Origin of the sequence: Bradyrhizobium ivorense (genome assembly GCF_900696085.1) — a bacterium.
Classification (GTDB): Bacteria; Pseudomonadota; Alphaproteobacteria; order Rhizobiales; family Xanthobacteraceae; genus Bradyrhizobium; species Bradyrhizobium ivorense.
Genome location: NZ_CAADFC020000004.1, coordinates 838767 through 853821, shown reverse-complemented (window position 1 = coordinate 853821; position 15055 = coordinate 838767). Strand labels below are relative to the sequence as shown.

The window sequence follows — 15055 nt, the reverse complement described above, 5'->3', positions numbered from 1 at the left end:
CGATTGCTGATAGTGGACCCACTGTCGTCCTGGCGAAAGCCCGCATGAGCCAACGGGTCGCGCGAATGCGCGCCCGATGACAGGCTCCGCGACATGCGGCATCCGGTGAACCCCGCATATCGCGCCGCTCATTCGGGCCGGAGTGCGCTTAGATCGGGAATCCAAGTTCTTGCCGGACCGCCCTGCGAAGCGCTGTTATCAAGGTGCCGACGGCAAACGTGTGCGAGGTGCCATATCGAGCACTTACGAAATCTTCGACCAGCATTGAAATTGACGGTATCTTGGCTGATCCATCTTCATGAAGTTGATTAACTTCGCGGTCCTTAAGGCTCGTCCAAAGGATATCATCCCGTCGTGCCACCTCGACGAGGTCCGCGATTTGTTCCTTCGTCATCAATACTGCGCGCACCATGTGAGCCTCTTCGATGCGCGGCTTGACCGATGAAAGCCTGCCCTCGGCGACGGAGCTGTCCGCAGGAATTTAATCAGTGAGTTGCCCGACAGCGCAAGTCCCTACTGCGAAAATAATTCGCTTTATCCGAACGGCAACTCAAAGTATAGTCCGCCCGTCTCATCCGATTGAGGGGCGCTTCGCGATCGTCACGGGTGTTGCGGTGAGATGCGGTGGCCGCTGCGGCGCGCGAGACGAACGTCCCGGGCGGACGGTGAAATCGTGTGGGCCTGACGCCCCAATGGTTGGTGTCTTCTTGCACGACGCGCAAGCGTCGTTGCCGGGACGGTGACAACAAAGCCCGGTCTCGCCGGGGTGAGCACGTATAAGCCGTAAAGCCATTGCGCAGGGAATGCCGGAGTTGCCTCCGCTGAACCTGTATGCTCGTGTGCGTTTCTTTTTCTACCCATGCACGCGAGACCGCGGGTGCAGCGCGCACCCGGCATTCCCTGCGCCCTCTGTTTTCAGAGAGGGCGGAACGAAGAGCAAAGCTCGGGCAAGAGATGTCGCGAGAATGCCCAGTTATGTTTCCCGTCATCCTGAGGCGCGAGCCTTGCGGCGCACTTGCGCCGCTGCGCGAGCCTCGAAGGATGCACGGCCCGGCTGGTGGCCGATTCATCCTTCGAGGCTCGCAAGGGCTCGCGCCTCCAGCGACAAAGGCTTCGCCTTTGCGCGGGGATGACGGGTCTGGCGGGCGCTGCGTCGCGCGAACGGCGCCAACGGCCGCCTACGCCGGCTGCTTCGCCTTGGCCTCGATCTGGCCGATCGCATCGACAACCGCATCGAACGTCAAGAGGGTCGAGGCATGGCGGGCCTTGTAGTCGCGGACCGGCTCGAGCAGGGCGATGTCGGCCCATTTGCCGCCGGCCGGCGGCTGGCCGTTGTCCTTCAGCATTTTGCGGACGGTCTCGCGCAGGTCGCGCAGTTCGTCCGCGCTGGAGCCGACCACGTGGCTCGCCATGATTGAGGACGAGGCCTGGCCGAGCGCGCAGGCTTTGACGTCATGGGCGAAGTCGGTGACCACGCCGCCGTCCATCTTGAGGTCGACCTTTACGGTCGAGCCGCACAGTTTGGAGTGGGCGGTGGCGCTGGCGTCGGGATCCTTGAGCCGTCCGAGGCGCGGAATATTGCCGGCCAACTCGATGATCCGCTTGTTGTAAATGTCGTTCAGCATGGGGACCGATGCCTGGTTCCGGCGCGCTTCCGGCGCTCTTGGCGGTTACGTTTCACCGTCCTATATATGGACCGCAACGCCGGAAACATAGTCCGGCCATGCGGCCGGCGCGGCCCACCTCCGCTCGCGACGGTGCTATAAGTATGGGACTCAGGCGCCCGGCGGCGTGAAATCCGCCCCGTCTGCCCGGTGACACATCCGGCCCACAGGCGCGCGCCAGGGCCGGTCGAACGGAGAAGACATGGACGCCTTGATCAAATCGATCCGCCCCAACAAGCCGACCGACGCCAAAACCCCTGAAGCCCGTCCGGGCGAGCTCGACCCCGCCGAATTCCTGGCGGCCGCCGTCCGTGCCGACCAGCCGCGGCCGTCGCGCGCCGAGGCCGAGGCGGCGGTGAGGACGCTGCTCGACTATATCGGCGAGAATGTGAGCCGCGAGGGCCTGCTCGACACGCCGCGCCGCGTCGTCGAGGCCTATGACGAGCTCTATCAGGGCTACCATCAGTGCCCGGCCGAGGTGCTCAACCGCACCTTCGGCGAGACCGCCGGCTATGACGACTTCGTTCTCATCCGCGACATCGAGTTCACCTCGCAGTGCGAGCATCACATGATGCCGTTCTACGGCAAGGCGCACATCGCCTATACGCCGGTGGAGCGGGTCGTCGGCCTGTCGAAGCTGGCGCGGCTGACCGACATCTTCGCCCGCCGGCTGCAGACCCAGGAGCATCTCACCGCGCAGATCGCAGCCGCGATCGACGAGGTGCTGAAGCCGCGCGGCGTTGCGGTGCTGATCGAGGCCGAGCATACCTGCATGTCGGTGCGCGGCGTCGCCAAGCATGGCGCATCGACGTTCACCAGCCGCTTCACCGGGATGTTCCGTGACAATCCCGCCGAGCAGCAGCGCTTCCTGTCCCTGGTGCGAGGACCGAGCCGGTAACCTCGCGTTGTCTTGCCGAGGTTTTCCGTGTCCGCATCGACCCACGATCACGACCGCGAGGAGGGGCTGGCGTTCCAGCCCAAGTTCGACGCCGCAGGTCTCGTCACCTGCGTCGCGACTGATGTTGCGACCGGCGACGTGCTGATGGTCGCGCATATGAACGACGAGGCGTTGCGCAAGACCATTGCGACCGGCGAGGGCTGGTACTTCAGCCGCTCGCGCGGCGCGCTGTGGCGCAAGGGCGAAAGCTCCGGCCAGACCCAGCGTGTGGTCGAGATCCGCCTGGACTGCGACCAGGACGCGGTGTGGCTCAAGGTCGAGCAGCAGGGCGCCGCCTGTCACACCGGCCGCCGCTCCTGCTTCTATCGCGCGGCAAAGGCGGAGGGCGGCGCAGTCATCCTGTCGTTCGTCGACGCCGACCGGCTGTTCGACCCGGCAGAGGTCTATCGCAAGTAGGGTCGGCGGGGCTTAACGCGCCGTTAACCATAATTGCGGCAGGTTGACATCATATGGGCGCCGATTGCTGGCGTCCGGCAGGGAACCGGCAAGGCACCGGACAAAGGCACCGAAGAGATGGCGGTCGACCTCTTCAATGCCACCAACGCGGCAGGTGCCGACCGCTCACGCCTGCAGATCGCAGGCTCGATCAAGCAGGCGGCCTCGACCACCGGCGCGAGCTTCCAATACCTGCTGACCACCGCGAAGATGGAATCCAATTTCAATCCGCGGGCCTCTGCCTCGACCTCGTCGGCGCGCGGACTGTTTCAGTTCATCGACCAGACCTGGCTCGGCACCGTCAAGGAAGCCGGCAGCCAACTCGGGTATAGCCAGTACGCCGACGCCATCACGAAGAATGCTGATGGCAGCTATTCGGTCAGCGATCCCAGTGCGCGCAACGCGATCATGAAGCTGCGCGACGATCCGGATGCGGCATCCGCGATGGCAGCGGTGCTGACGCAGTCCAACAGCTTCAAGCTCACCGGCAAGATCGGCCGCCGCCCGACCGATGCCGAGCTCTATATGGCGCATTTCATGGGGGTCGGCGGCGCCGCCAAGCTGATCTCGAGCGCCGAGGATTCGCCGAGCACCAATGCGGCGGCGATGTTCCCGAAGGCCGCCGCCGCCAATCAATCGATCTTCTACGACAGGTCCGGCAGCGCGCGCAGCGTCGCGCAGGTCTATTCGGTGCTGACCTCGCGCTATGTCGCGGCGGCCAATTCGCAGGACACGCGGACCGCGTTCGCGGCGGCGGGCGGCGACACCACGAACCCGGTTGCGGTCGCGGGCGCAGCGCCGACGCTGGCGCTGACCATGGACACCGCGTCCTATCTCTCGACCTTCCCGGATGGGCGCGGCGTCACGCCGGTCGGCGCGACGTCGACCACGGCAGCGGTGCAGCCGGTGCCGGCGTTCCGCTCGCTGTACCAGGGCGGCGATCGCCCGCAGCCGATCTCGCCGGCGGTGCAGGAATTGTGGGGCAATTCCTCCTCGCTGACGTCAGCGGCGACGCCTTCGGTCCGCGCGCCTGGCCGGCTCGACCTGTTCAGCGATCCCAACGGCACCTACAGCGGCTAGCGCTTGACGCTCGTCCGTCGCACGCGGCGGCATTAACGAAACGTCAATAATCCCAAACGTTTATGGTGAACCCTTTGTTAAGCGTCATGGTTTATTTTTGGTTTTAGGGGGCATCGCAGTCCGATGCCGTTTCGTTGCGTAAGCCGGCAGGACCATGATCGTTCGGCAGTTCATTAGTTGGATTAGAACCGCTCCGGCAGGCGAGCGGGCGGAGGCCACCCGAGCGTTGGCGCGGGCCTGGCTGATTTCAGATCTCACCGAGGACGACCGCATCGCCGCCGAAGGCGCGCTGTTGATGCTGCTCGACGACCCGTCGCCCTTGGTGCGGCAGGCGATGGCCGAGGTCTTCGCGCGCAGTGCCGAGGCGCCGGCCGCGATCGTGCGGGCGCTGTCGGCCGACCAGCCGGCGATCGCGCTGCCGGTGCTGGAACATTCGCCGCTGTTGATCGATGCCGATCTGGTCGACATCGTCGCGACCGGCTCTGACGAGATGCAATGTGCGATCGCGCGCCGCATCAACCTGCCGGCCTCCGTCTCCGCCGCGATCGCCGAGGTCGGCTCGGCGGCGGCGGCGCTGGAGCTGATCGAGAATCCCTATGCGGGGCTCGCGCCGTTCTCCTGGGACCGCATCGTCGAGCGCCACGGCCATCTCGCCGCGATCCGGGAATCGATGCTGGAGCTCGAGGACCTGCCGTCGGTGACCCGGATGGCGCTGGTGGCAAAACTGTCCGACACGCTGGCGCAGTTCGTCGTGGCGCGGAACTGGCTCGGCGCCGACCGCGCCGAACGGATCGCCGGCGAGGCGCGGGAGCGCTCGACGGTGAACATCGCCGCGCGCGCCTTCGGCGACGACATGCAGAACCTGATCACCCATCTGCGCGCCACCGGCCAGCTCACCGCGGGGCTGATCCTGCGCGCGCTGCTGTCCGGCAATCTCGATCTGTTCGGCGCCGCGCTCGCCGAACTGTCCGGGCTGCCCTACGGCCGCGTCTCCGCGCTGCTCAACGACCGCGGCGGCAGCGGGCTGCAGGCGCTGCTGCGCAAGGCCGGCCTGCCGGAAACCACCTATGCGGCGTTCCGCGTCGCGCTCGAGGCCAGCCACGAGATCGGCTATGTCGATACCGGCGACGGTGCGGCGCGGCTGCACCGGCGGATGGTGGAGCGGGTGTTGACCCATTGCGAAACCGATCATTCGGCGGCCGAACCGCTGCTGATCCTGCTGCGGCGGTTTGCGACCGAGTCGGCGCGCGAGGATGCGCGGATGTTCTGCGACGAGCTGGTCGCGGAAGACGCCGTTGCGGTCGTGCCTTACGACGATTTGATCGCGGCCTAGGCCGCATCCCGGCGAGAGAGCAACGGCAAAACCGCCGCCGCAATCGCGGCGGCGCTATTCGTTCGGCACGATGCTCGGCGCCAAAATCGCCTCGAGATGCTCGGGGCGGTCGCGGTTGGCGTGGGTCAGGAATTCGTCGGCGATGCCGCGCAGCTGCTTGCTCAGCACGCCGGCTACCACCGCGGTGTCGAGCTTGGTGCGCTCGCGCACGATCGCCTGCACCGCGTTGATGTGGTGGGCGATCAGCTCGGCCGGCACGGCGTCGAGATCCGGCGCGTGCTCGATGATCCGGCACAGGCTCTCCGCCGCCGCCGCCGCCGAGGGATAGCCGAACGTCGCGGCGTCGCCCTTGATGTCGTGGGCGGCGCGGAACAGCTCTTCGCGGGTGCGGTCGTTGAAGCCGTCGCGCTTGATCGCGGCATGCGCCGCGGAGAGGCGGTCGGCCTCGATCGTCATCCATTGCTTGAACTCGCCGGACAGGCCGGCGAGCGCCTTCTCCGCGCGCGCCACGGGATCGTCGAGGTCGCTGTCCGGCACGCGCAGCAGCATCTTGCGCAGCGGATTGGGCTGCGTGATGACGTGATGGGTGCCGAAACTCTTGACCTCGATCATCCCGGGCTTCTCTTTCGCCATGGCGGTATCCTAGATAGTGGTGCGCGCCTTCTCGAGCAGCGACGGTTGCTGCAGCACCTCGACCTCGCCGCTGCCGCGGCGCTCGGGGCCGATATAGGTGTTGGTGGTGTTGCGGCGGCGGTCGGGGCCGAAATAGGTTTTGGTCTTGATGAACGGCCGCGGATTGGCGACCACGTTGAGGATGCGCTGGTAGAGCCCCTTGGCCGAGATCGGTTTTGCCAGGAATTCGGTGACGCCGGCGTCGCGCGCGACCGTGACGCGGCGCTTCTCGGAATGCCCGGTCAGCATGATGATCGGCGCATAGGGGTTGCCCTTGGATTCCGGCTGCCGGATCATCTGCGCGAGCTCGAGCCCGTCGAAGATCGGCATCGACCAGTCGGTGATGACGATGTCGGGCACGTAGTGGGTGTACATTTCGAGCGCGGTGGCGCCGTCCTCGGCTTCATAGACCTCGCGCGCGCCGAACGAATGCAGCAGCGTGCGCAGGATGCGGCGCATGTGCGGATTGTCGTCGCAAATCAGAAATCGCAGCTTGTTGAAATCGATGCGATACATGGTCCGGCCCTGAACGGGCACTACCTCGCCAATGCGGTATTACCCCACGTTAACCATATCCCGCCCGCGGTTAATGAATGGTTGCCGGGCCGGGCCGCCTCCTTGTTGCATGGATCTCTTCGGAAAACCGGTACCCGGTTTTTCGGATCCATGGCTCAGGTGCCGAACTGCTCGCGCAGGATACGCTCCTCCAGCGAATGGCCGGGGTCGAACAGCATCCGCATCGCGATCGTCTTGTCGGACAGGATCTCGACGCGGCGGACGTCGCGCACCTCGTCATGGTCCGCGACCGCCGCGACCGGGCGCTTCTCGCCCTCGATCACCTCGATCACCACGAAGGCGGAGTTCGGCAGCAGCGCGCCGCGCCAGCGCCGCGGCCGGAACGCGCTGATCGGGGTCAGCGCCAGCAGCGCCGCATTGATCGGCAGGATCGGACCCTGGGCCGAGAGGTTGTAGGCGGTCGATCCTGCCGGCGTCGCGACCAGGATGCCGTCGGCCATCAACTCGGGCATCCGCTCATGCTCGTCGATCAAGATGCGCAGCTTCGACACCTGGTAAGTCTGGCGGAACAGCGCGACCTCGTTGATGGCGTGATGCAGGTGGACGGCGCCGTGAATGTCGGTGGCGCGCATCAGCAGCGGATTGATCAAGGACTCCCGCGCCGACGCCAGCCGCTCGCGCAGGTCGTGGGTGGAATACTCGTTCATCAAAAAGCCGACGGTGCCGCGGTGCATGCCGTAGATCGGCTTGCCGGTGCGCATATGGGCGTGCAGCGTCTGCAGCATCAAGCCGTCGCCGCCGAGCGCGACCACGACGTCGGAGTCGTCGACCGGAAGGTTGCCGTACATGGCGGTGAGCTGCGCGAGCGCCGATTGCGCTTCTGCGCTCGGGCTGGCGACGAAGGCGATCCTGTCATACCGCTTGGCGTTGTTCATCGCTCACGAACTCGTTTGGCCCGGACTACGCCGCGCTCGTCTATACATCCTGCGCGGCCTTGTCGAGATGGTCCCCCGATCGACCGTTGCCTCGCCGGAGCCGCCAAATTAACGCAGTTCGCGGCTGGAATCGTTACCGGGCGCAGGGAGTGAACGACATGGCTAACAGTTTTGCGACACGGCTCGCGGCCGCGCTGCTGGTGGTCTGCCTGGCGGCCGCAGCCCGGGCCGATGACGAGGCCCCGCAGCCATCGCCGTCGCCCTCGCCGAGCGCGCAGGCCCCCGCGGGGCAGAAGGGGCGGGCAGGGCGCGGCGAGGCCGGCGCCGCCACCCCCGCCAGCACGCCTGTCGCCGAACAGCACCGCCTGCCGCCGGACGCCTCGACCAAGCAACAGGTCGCGCTGCCCGGGCGGACGCTCGCCTTCAGCGCCACCGCCGGCTCGATCCGCGTGTTCGACGACAAGGGCGAGCCGCTCGCCGACATCGCCTATACGTCCTACCAGCTCGACGGCGCCGACAAGGCGAACCGCCCGGTGACGTTCCTGTTCAACGGCGGTCCCGGCTCGTCGTCGGCCTGGCTGCAATTCGGCAGCGCCGGGCCGTGGCGGCTCTCGTTCCAGGGCGACGGCGCAGTGTCCTCGGCAGCGCCCGACCTCGTGCCGAACGGTGAGACCTGGCTCGACTTCACCGATCTCGTCTTCGTCGATCCGGTCGGCACCGGCTACAGCCGCTTCGTCACCACGTCCGAGGAGGCGCGCAAGCGCTTCTTTTCCGTCGACGGCGACGCCAATGCGGTGGCGCTGGTGATCCGCCGCTGGCTGGAAAAATACGACCGGCTGCCGTCGCCGAAATATGTCGCCGGCGAAAGCTATGGCGGCATCCGCGGACCGAAAGTGGTGCGCAATCTGCAGATGCAGCAGGGCGTCGGCGTCCGCGGCCTTGTGCTGATCTCGCCGGTGCTCGACTTCCGCGAATATGCCGGCTCCAGCATCCTGCAATACGTCAACAGCCTGCCGACCATGGCCGCGGTCGCGCGCCAGGCCAAGGGACCGGTGACGCGCCAGGATCTCGCCGATGTCGAGCGCTACGCGCGAGGCGATTTCCTGCTCGACCTCATCAAGGGCCAGGCCGACAGCGAGGCCACCACGCGGCTCGCCGACAAGGTCGCAAGCCTGACCGGCATCGACGCCGCGGTGAGCCGCCGGCTCGCCGGCCGCTTCGACATCGGCGAATTCCGCCGCGAGTTCGACCGCAAGAACGGCAAGGTGACCGGACGCTACGATGCCTCGGTCGAAGGCTTCGATCCCTATCCCGACTCCAGCTACTTCCATTTCAACGATCCCTCCGGCGATCCCCTGATGGCGCCGCTCACCAGCGCCGCCGTCGACCTCACCACGCGCAAGCTGAACTGGCGGCCGGACGGCTCCTATCATCTGCTCAGCGAGAGCGTGAACAAGGCCTGGGATTTCGGCCACGGCATCAACCCGGCGGAGTCGGTGACGCAGCTGCGCCAGATGCTGGCGCTCGATCCAAAACTCAAGCTCCTGATCGGCCACGGCCTGTTCGACCTCGCCACGCCCTACCTCGCCTCGCAGATCATCCTCGACCAGCTGCCAGCCTTCGCCGGCCGTGATCGCAGCAAGCTCATGGTCTACCCCGGCGGCCACATGTTCTACTCCCGCGACGGCTCGCGCGAAGCGTTCCGCAAAGAGGTTGAGGCGCTGATGAGGTGAGGGGAGTGCGTCGCTCGCTGCCCAATTCCGGTGTCGTCCCGGCCTGCGCCGGGACGACGTTGGGGATGGTTCTCGATTCACCATCAACAACCGCGGTGTCATCACCCGCGAAGGCGGGTGATCCAGTATTCCAGAGACAGCAGTGATTGAGCCGAGAGGTCGCGGCGTACTGGATCGCCCGGTCGAGCCGGGCGATGACAGTGTGGAGGGGGATATAGCTTCGCATTCTCGTGACATGATTTGTCCGAGCTTTGCATTTCGTTTCACATGCCGACCCGTCCCAGGGATGGCTCCTTCCGGGGAGACGGACATGACGAGCAAGCCGCCGCGACTTTCGCCACCTGACGATGGCAGGAAATTTTCGAACCCGGTCGGCCGCGCCGGCGTTCCGAAAATTGCAAGCGCGCGACGATTCCGCACCTTGCAACCACAAAACATTTGACGCGCTGACTTTTCTCTGCGCTTAGATCATCACATTCGCCGCGGGTGAAACAGCCCGCACTCTTGAGGACCCGTCATGCGTAACGCACGCGCAGATATCGTAGAGACCGCCGCCCGCGTCTGGCCGCTTATTCGGCTGGCCGATTGGTCGTGCGTGTCCGCGATGACACGAGGTCCGAATTTTCAGCTCCAGGCCGGGCTGATCCGCAAGGCAAGAGTGTAACACTCGGCGCAGGCCGCTCCCTCCGCCGAAACGGCAGGAGGGCAGGATGAACGCCCGCAACGACGTCAAGAGACCATTCGATCAGACCCTGGACCCGCGGCTTGTGCTGGCCGCGGCGCAACGCCGATTCGCCGCGCGGATAGATGTTCTCGTGGCTCGCTGGCTCGAGCGCTGCGCGACGAACGCCGAGGCCACACAACGGCTGTTCACGCCCGATCAGAAACCGCACGTGAGCTCGGGAATGGGCGTGAGCCTCGGCGCTTGATCTCCAAATTGGCCTGGGTCGCAACATCGAGGCAGTCGGCGGGGTGGGGATCGCGTCCTCGTCCGCCGGCTGCCTCACGCATACGTCTCCACGACAAGATCGATCAGAAAGCAAGCGTGGCCCGCATGAGCGAAGCGACATGCGGGTTACACGCGGTCCCGCATATCGCTTCGCTCGTGCGGGCTACGCCCGAAGCCTACTTCGCGTATTTGCCGGTCAGCTGCGGGGTGTAATCCGGGTAGGCGCCCGGGGTCTTCTCACTGACCTCTTCGTGGATCTGGAGGCGGGTCTTGCGCGCCCAGCCGCGCTTCAGCTCGTCCTTCACGCCGAATCGCAAGCGGCCGAGCCCTTCGGTTTCCAGCTCGATGGTGTCGCCGTCCATGAACGGGTTGAGACCGCGGTGATTGGTGCCGGTGGCGACGATGTCGCCGGGCAGCAGTGTGTGGATGCTCGACAGCCAGGCGATGCATTTGGCGATCTTGTGGCCCATGTCGTCGGTGTTGAAGTTCTGCATCAGCACACCGTTGTTCCACAGCCTGATCTGCAGCGACTGCGGGTCCTTGATCTCGTCTGATGTGACGAGATAGGGGCCGATCGGCGCGAAGGTATCGCGGCTCTTGGTCTGGAAGAACACGTTGTTCGACGGCGGCAGGCCGCGCGCCGAACCGTCGACGAAATTCATGTAGCCGAACACGTAGCTCATCGCCTCGGCTTCGCTGACATGGCTGCATTTCCTGCCGATCACGGCCGCCATTTCGGCTTCGCCCTCGAAGATCGTGGCCGGCACGTCGGGCAGCACCATGGTGTCGCCGTGGCCGATGATCGCGCTCGGCGATTTGTGGAAGGCGTTGATCGGCGCCGGCGCACTGCGCGTGCCATCTTCCATATAGTTGACCGCCATGCAGTCGATGGTGCGCGGGCCCGGCACCGGCGGACGGATGCGGATGCCGGACAGCGGCACGCCGGTGCCGCGCGCGACCGCCGCCTCGAGCCGCGGCATATAGCTGCCCCAATGCTCGATCAGCCCGTTCATCAGATCGCCCGGGCCGATATGCGGGATGTCCTTGACCTCGGCACTGACGTCGACCACGGCGTCGCCCTTCAGCACGCCGAGCTTGAAATCATCGAAATAGACCAGCTTCATCGCGTATTCCTCACCCCTTATGCCGAGCTTGCGCCGACGTCGGTCCGGTCGCGCAACCGCGCGCGCCTTCGCCACATCCAGAGATCCGCCATGACCTTGACGGTCGCGGCAAGGACCAGTGCGCAAAGCGCAAGCTTCGAGACCATCTCCATGGTCCCCTCGATCAGTATGCCATGGACCACGCTCCCGACCACGATGACGATCGCAAGCAGCCTATGCGCGAAGAGCCAAGTTCGCGGCCGCAGTCCCAACCGCCGTCGGAACGCGGCCAACACGGCGACGGCGAAGATCGCCCACATCGCGATCACCCCGAACGGGGAGAACGGCGTCGGCGACGTGAAGGTCAGGGCGTCGATCATGTCGGGCGGACTGGTGATCCAGAGGCCGCCGACGTGGATCACCACCGCCGCGACCAGCGTGGCTCCGGTGAACAGATGGACGCGCCGGCCGATCCGGCCGGGCAGTCCCGGCAGGTATCCGCCGATCAGCACAGGCTGAAACAGCATGACGCCGAGTGCGACGATCCCGGCGAAGCCGGCCAGGGTGTAGAGCGGATCGCGCCACGCGAGCAACGGGCTTGCCGCCGCGGCGGCGATCGGCACGCCAACGGCCAAAATAATGGCGACCCAGATCAGGGTTACCCGGGGCCATCTCCATCCGGTCGTTGGCAACTCGGTCAGGCCGGCTGCAGGACGAAGTGCGCCTCCAGGCTGGTATCCTTGGGGCTCCCCATCACAGGACGCAGGAACACGGTCTTGAATTCACCGCTGTCATAGGCGAGGTGGCCATGCGGCTGGCCGAAAACGGGAATGATCTGCGGAATCTCGAGACGGAACGCGCCGTTCTTGTCGGTGAGCGTGGCGCCATGACTATGCGGTTCATGCTCGCGGCCCTCGATGGTGTGCGCCCAGATCTGGATGCGCTGCCCGGCAAGCGGCGCCCCATCGCCGGCGCGACGCACCGTGCCACTCATCCAGAAGCCACCCTTGCCGATCCGCTCCACGACCGGCGCGCCCGCGAGGTAGTTGTTGGACCCGCCCAGCATCGAGGCGGTCGGTGCGAGGTTCTGCGCGCGGGCCGGCAACAGCAGCCCGGGAACCGCGGATGCTGCCAGCACGGAGCCGCCGGCAGCGAGCAGGGTGCGGCGGTTGAGTAGGACGGCGGTCATGTGAAACCCTCGTGACGTCCGTGGTGCTTCTCCAAGACTACAACAACAGACGCAAGTCGCCCAGTTGAAGGAGGCGAACCGCGCGACGCGTCGCAATAAAAGTGTTGTGAATGGCGCGCCGGTCTCGCAACGCAAAATGCCGAGCCTGCAAATCGCATGGCCGAAGCGGAGCAGGTGAGGTAGTTTGTTCCGCCGCCGCGGTGGACTTGCGCGTGCGCATCAAGCCGATTGTCTCCGTTGTGTGTTAGGGGACCCGGTCGCTCAAGCGTTCATGGAATCTTCAAGCGAGGCAGCTCGCAGACGGTCCAGTTAGCAGCCATTGGTCTCTCATAGGAGATTGGTATGTTTGACCCCGAGCAATTCATCGCCGACTGTCGCGCAGCTTTTGCGGCGGAGCCTACCCACAAGGCGGTTCGTGAAGTCCTTGCACGCGCGGTGTCCGACCCGGCGGCCGTGCTCAGAGGGCTGGGTGAGCCGACGCGCCCAGAAAGCCGCGCGCTGTTCCATTCGGACAAGCTCACGATCCTCAACGTGGTCTGGGCGCCAGGCATGATGGTGATGCCGCACGATCACCGGATGTGGGCCATGATCGGCGTTTACTCGGGGCGCGAAGACAACATCTTCTGGCGCCGCATTCCCGATACGCCAAACAAGGTCGAGGCCGCCGGCGCGCGGGCGCTTTGCGAAGGCGACGCTGTGGCGTTCGGCGCCGACATCATCCACTCGGTCATCAATCCGATCGATCGGCTGACCGGCGCGATCCACATCTATGGCGGCGATTTCTTTGCCGCCGAACGCAGCGAGTGGGACGCGCTGACCCTCGAGGAACACCGCCTGGACCGCGAGCAGAGGCGACGCATGTTCGAGGCGGCGGCTGCCCGCTACGAGGCAGATCATCCCGGCGGCGCACGCTGAGGATTCATTCAGGATCAGCAAGCGCAGCCTGCTGCCTCACCCATACGTCTCCACGACAAAATCGATCAGCGCGCGCAGCTTGGGCGTCATCTTGCGGTGCTTCGGCCACAGGATCTGGCGGGCGCGGGATTGCGTCCGGTAGTCCGGCAGCAGCACCTTGAGCCGGCCGGCGGCGATATCGCCGGCGAGCAGCTCGTCACGCATCAACACGATGCCGGCGCCGGCGAGCGCGGCGTAGCGGATCGCGAAGGTGCTGTTCATGGTGAGGCGGCTCTTGACGTCGACATGGATTTCGCCGTCGGGCCCGAGAAAGGTCCAGCGCTGGCCGTCCGACCAGCCGGGATAACGCAGGCATTCATGGCCGGCGAGGTCGTGCGGATGCGCCGGCGTGCCACGCTCGGCGAGATAGCTCGGCGCGGCGCAGACCACGCCGGTGTAGGGCGACAGCGCGCGCGACATCATGGTGGAGTCGGTCAGCGTGCCGACCCGGATCGCGGCGTCGAGGCCTTCCTCGAGCAGGTCGACCATCTTGTCGCTGAGCACGAGGTCGACCGTGACCTCGGGATAGATTTTCATGAAGCGCACCAGCGCCGGCGCCAGGCTGTAGGAGCCGAACGCGACCGAGGTGGCGACGCGGAGCTTGCCGCGTGGCGCGCTCATCGCTTCCTCGACCAGCGCATCGCCGGCCTCGGCCTCTTCCAGCAGGCGCTTGCAGTGATCGAGGTAGCTGCGGCCGAGCTCGGTCAGGCTCTGCCGCCGCGTCGAGCGGTTGATCAATTGCGAACCGAGCCGTTCCTCCAGGAAGCGGATATGCTTGCCGATCATGGTCGGCGAGATCCGGAGCTCCTTGGCCGCCGCGGTGAAGGAGCCGAGATCGGCGACCTTGGCGAATACGGCCATGCTGGTCAGTCGGTCCATGATTATAAACCAATGGTTCTTTCATAATGGAACAGGGCGTCACTAACGCGGCGCCGGAATTGGATTTATTACCACGAGTGAGTAATCGGCGCGACCAGCGCGCCGGATTGATGCGAAATGCTTGCCGACCGCGCCCGGAGGGGGCGACCGCGCGAGCGTCCTTGCAGGCCGAACCAGGACAGGAGTGTCGCGATGGCCTTCCAGATCAATATCAACGGGACCAGTCATTCGGTCGACGCCGACGGCGATACGCCGCTGCTGTGGGTGCTGCGCGACGTGCTCGGCATGACCGGCACCAAGTTCGGCTGCGGCATGGCGCTGTGCGGCGCCTGCACGGTGCATCTCGACGACACCGCGGTGCGCTCCTGCATCACCACGATCGACAGCATCGGCGATTCCAAGATCACAACCATCGAGGCGGTCGGCAAGACGCCGGCCGGCAAGAAGATCCAGGACGCCTGGCTCGCGCACGAGGTGCCGCAATGCGGCTACTGCCAGTCCGGGCAGATCATGTCGGCGTCGGCGTTGCTCGCCAGCAAGCCGAAGCCGACCGATGCCGATATCGACGACGCGATGGCGGGTAATATCTGCCGCTGCGGCACCTACGTGCGCATTCGCGAAGCGATCAAGCAAGCTGCGCAGTCGGGAGGTTGAT

The 15055-nt window shown here is 65.7% G+C and carries 18 protein-coding genes; 9 read left to right on the top strand and 9 right to left on the bottom strand.

What is annotated here, in order from left to right:
- Positions 1-148: 148 nt before the first annotated feature.
- Positions 149-412: a hypothetical protein gene (locus CI41S_RS04735; protein WP_139857631.1), complete on the bottom strand. Its 264-nt coding sequence runs from the start codon at positions 410-412 to the stop codon at positions 149-151.
- 766 nt (positions 413-1178) lie between these two features.
- A complete protein-coding gene (locus CI41S_RS04730) occupies positions 1179-1625 on the bottom strand; it encodes an iron-sulfur cluster assembly scaffold protein (RefSeq protein ID WP_139857630.1) in 447 nt (148 codons plus the stop codon).
- 241 nt (positions 1626-1866) lie between these two features.
- Here CI41S_RS04730 and folE point away from each other — a divergent pair, with 241 nt between their 5' ends.
- From folE to CI41S_RS04710, 4 genes are all read left to right on the top strand, one after another.
- On the top strand, positions 1867-2562 hold the full coding sequence (folE, locus tag CI41S_RS04725; RefSeq protein WP_139484577.1) for a GTP cyclohydrolase I FolE: 696 nt from the start codon (positions 1867-1869) through the stop codon (positions 2560-2562).
- 27 nt (positions 2563-2589) lie between these two features.
- Positions 2590-3018: a phosphoribosyl-AMP cyclohydrolase gene (gene hisI, locus CI41S_RS04720; RefSeq protein ID WP_139857629.1), complete on the top strand. Its 429-nt coding sequence runs from the start codon at positions 2590-2592 to the stop codon at positions 3016-3018.
- A 117-nt stretch (positions 3019-3135) separates the two neighbouring features.
- Positions 3136-4137, top strand: a complete 1002-nt coding sequence (locus CI41S_RS04715; protein WP_139857628.1) for a transglycosylase SLT domain-containing protein — start codon at positions 3136-3138, stop codon at positions 4135-4137.
- A 154-nt stretch (positions 4138-4291) separates the two neighbouring features.
- Positions 4292-5470 carry a DUF2336 domain-containing protein gene (locus CI41S_RS04710; protein WP_139857627.1) on the top strand — a complete coding sequence of 393 codons (1179 nt, stop codon included), beginning with the start codon at positions 4292-4294 and terminating at the stop codon, positions 5468-5470.
- Between the two features lie 54 nt (positions 5471-5524).
- Here the strand turns inward: CI41S_RS04710 and CI41S_RS04705 are convergent, their stop codons facing one another.
- From CI41S_RS04705 to CI41S_RS04695, 3 genes are all read right to left on the bottom strand, one after another.
- Positions 5525-6103, bottom strand: coding sequence for an Hpt domain-containing protein (locus CI41S_RS04705; protein ID WP_139484581.1), 579 nt, complete (start codon positions 6101-6103; stop codon positions 5525-5527).
- 9 nt (positions 6104-6112) lie between these two features.
- Positions 6113-6658: a response regulator gene (locus CI41S_RS04700; RefSeq protein ID WP_139484582.1), complete on the bottom strand. Its 546-nt coding sequence runs from the start codon at positions 6656-6658 to the stop codon at positions 6113-6115.
- Between the two features lie 155 nt (positions 6659-6813).
- The gene (locus CI41S_RS04695; protein WP_139484583.1) at positions 6814-7593 is read right to left on the bottom strand and encodes an NAD kinase; all 780 of its coding nucleotides are present in this window, start codon (positions 7591-7593) and stop codon (positions 6814-6816) included.
- Positions 7594-7751: 158 nt separating this feature from the next.
- Here CI41S_RS04695 and CI41S_RS04690 point away from each other — a divergent pair, with 158 nt between their 5' ends.
- From CI41S_RS04690 to CI41S_RS04685, 3 genes are all read left to right on the top strand, one after another.
- Positions 7752-9326, top strand: coding sequence for a S10 family peptidase (locus tag CI41S_RS04690; RefSeq protein ID WP_139857626.1), 1575 nt, complete (start codon positions 7752-7754; stop codon positions 9324-9326).
- 310 nt (positions 9327-9636) lie between these two features.
- Positions 9637-9768 (top strand): hypothetical protein, encoded by a 132-nt coding sequence (locus CI41S_RS44920; RefSeq protein ID WP_283813061.1) that lies wholly within the window; start codon positions 9637-9639, stop codon positions 9766-9768.
- Positions 9769-10036: 268 nt separating this feature from the next.
- Positions 10037-10255, top strand: a complete 219-nt coding sequence (locus CI41S_RS04685) for a hypothetical protein (protein ID WP_139857625.1) — start codon at positions 10037-10039, stop codon at positions 10253-10255.
- Between the two features lie 196 nt (positions 10256-10451).
- Here the strand turns inward: CI41S_RS04685 and CI41S_RS04680 are convergent, their stop codons facing one another.
- The 3 genes from CI41S_RS04680 to CI41S_RS04670 all read right to left on the bottom strand — a co-directional run bounded on the left by CI41S_RS04680 (position 10452) and on the right by CI41S_RS04670 (position 12567).
- Positions 10452-11399, bottom strand: coding sequence for a fumarylacetoacetate hydrolase family protein (locus CI41S_RS04680; RefSeq protein WP_139857624.1), 948 nt, complete (start codon positions 11397-11399; stop codon positions 10452-10454).
- 17 nt (positions 11400-11416) lie between these two features.
- Positions 11417-12001: a ferric reductase-like transmembrane domain-containing protein gene (locus tag CI41S_RS04675; RefSeq protein WP_244626404.1), complete on the bottom strand. Its 585-nt coding sequence runs from the start codon at positions 11999-12001 to the stop codon at positions 11417-11419.
- Between the two features lie 74 nt (positions 12002-12075).
- Entirely contained in the window at positions 12076-12567 is a 492-nt protein-coding gene (locus CI41S_RS04670; protein WP_139857622.1) for a peptidase associated/transthyretin-like domain-containing protein, read from the bottom strand.
- Positions 12568-12909: 342 nt separating this feature from the next.
- On the opposite strand from CI41S_RS04670, the gene CI41S_RS04665 reads away from it, so the two are divergent.
- Entirely contained in the window at positions 12910-13482 is a 573-nt protein-coding gene (locus CI41S_RS04665) for a cysteine dioxygenase family protein (protein WP_139857621.1), read from the top strand.
- 36 nt (positions 13483-13518) lie between these two features.
- Here CI41S_RS04665 and CI41S_RS04660 read toward each other — a convergent pair whose 3' ends face one another.
- The gene (locus CI41S_RS04660; RefSeq protein WP_139857620.1) at positions 13519-14400 is read right to left on the bottom strand and encodes a LysR family transcriptional regulator; all 882 of its coding nucleotides are present in this window, start codon (positions 14398-14400) and stop codon (positions 13519-13521) included.
- Positions 14401-14592: 192 nt separating this feature from the next.
- Here CI41S_RS04660 and CI41S_RS04655 point away from each other — a divergent pair, with 192 nt between their 5' ends.
- Positions 14593-15054, top strand: a complete 462-nt coding sequence (locus CI41S_RS04655; protein WP_139484592.1) for a (2Fe-2S)-binding protein — start codon at positions 14593-14595, stop codon at positions 15052-15054.
- Position 15055 lies beyond the last annotated feature (1 nt).

Coding starts and splice junctions, on each gene's coding strand:
- CI41S_RS04735 (WP_139857631.1), bottom strand. CDS start 412: ATGGTGCGCGCAGTATTGATGACGAAGGAACAAATCGCGGACCTCGTC.
- CI41S_RS04730 (WP_139857630.1), bottom strand. CDS start 1,625: ATGCTGAACGACATTTACAACAAGCGGATCATCGAGTTGGCCGGCAAT.
- folE (WP_139484577.1), top strand. CDS start 1,867: ATGGACGCCTTGATCAAATCGATCCGCCCCAACAAGCCGACCGACGCC.
- CI41S_RS04715 (WP_139857628.1), top strand. CDS start 3,136: ATGGCGGTCGACCTCTTCAATGCCACCAACGCGGCAGGTGCCGACCGC.
- CI41S_RS04710 (WP_139857627.1), top strand. CDS start 4,292: ATGATCGTTCGGCAGTTCATTAGTTGGATTAGAACCGCTCCGGCAGGC.
- CI41S_RS04705 (WP_139484581.1), bottom strand. CDS start 6,103: ATGGCGAAAGAGAAGCCCGGGATGATCGAGGTCAAGAGTTTCGGCACC.
- CI41S_RS04700 (WP_139484582.1), bottom strand. CDS start 6,658: ATGTATCGCATCGATTTCAACAAGCTGCGATTTCTGATTTGCGACGAC.
- CI41S_RS04695 (WP_139484583.1), bottom strand. CDS start 7,593: ATGAACAACGCCAAGCGGTATGACAGGATCGCCTTCGTCGCCAGCCCG.
- CI41S_RS04690 (WP_139857626.1), top strand. CDS start 7,752: ATGGCTAACAGTTTTGCGACACGGCTCGCGGCCGCGCTGCTGGTGGTC.
- CI41S_RS44920 (WP_283813061.1), top strand. CDS start 9,637: ATGACGAGCAAGCCGCCGCGACTTTCGCCACCTGACGATGGCAGGAAA.
- CI41S_RS04685 (WP_139857625.1), top strand. CDS start 10,037: ATGAACGCCCGCAACGACGTCAAGAGACCATTCGATCAGACCCTGGAC.
- CI41S_RS04680 (WP_139857624.1), bottom strand. CDS start 11,399: ATGAAGCTGGTCTATTTCGATGATTTCAAGCTCGGCGTGCTGAAGGGC.
- CI41S_RS04670 (WP_139857622.1), bottom strand. CDS start 12,567: ATGACCGCCGTCCTACTCAACCGCCGCACCCTGCTCGCTGCCGGCGGC.
- CI41S_RS04665 (WP_139857621.1), top strand. CDS start 12,910: ATGTTTGACCCCGAGCAATTCATCGCCGACTGTCGCGCAGCTTTTGCG.
- CI41S_RS04660 (WP_139857620.1), bottom strand. CDS start 14,400: ATGGACCGACTGACCAGCATGGCCGTATTCGCCAAGGTCGCCGATCTC.
- CI41S_RS04655 (WP_139484592.1), top strand. CDS start 14,593: ATGGCCTTCCAGATCAATATCAACGGGACCAGTCATTCGGTCGACGCC.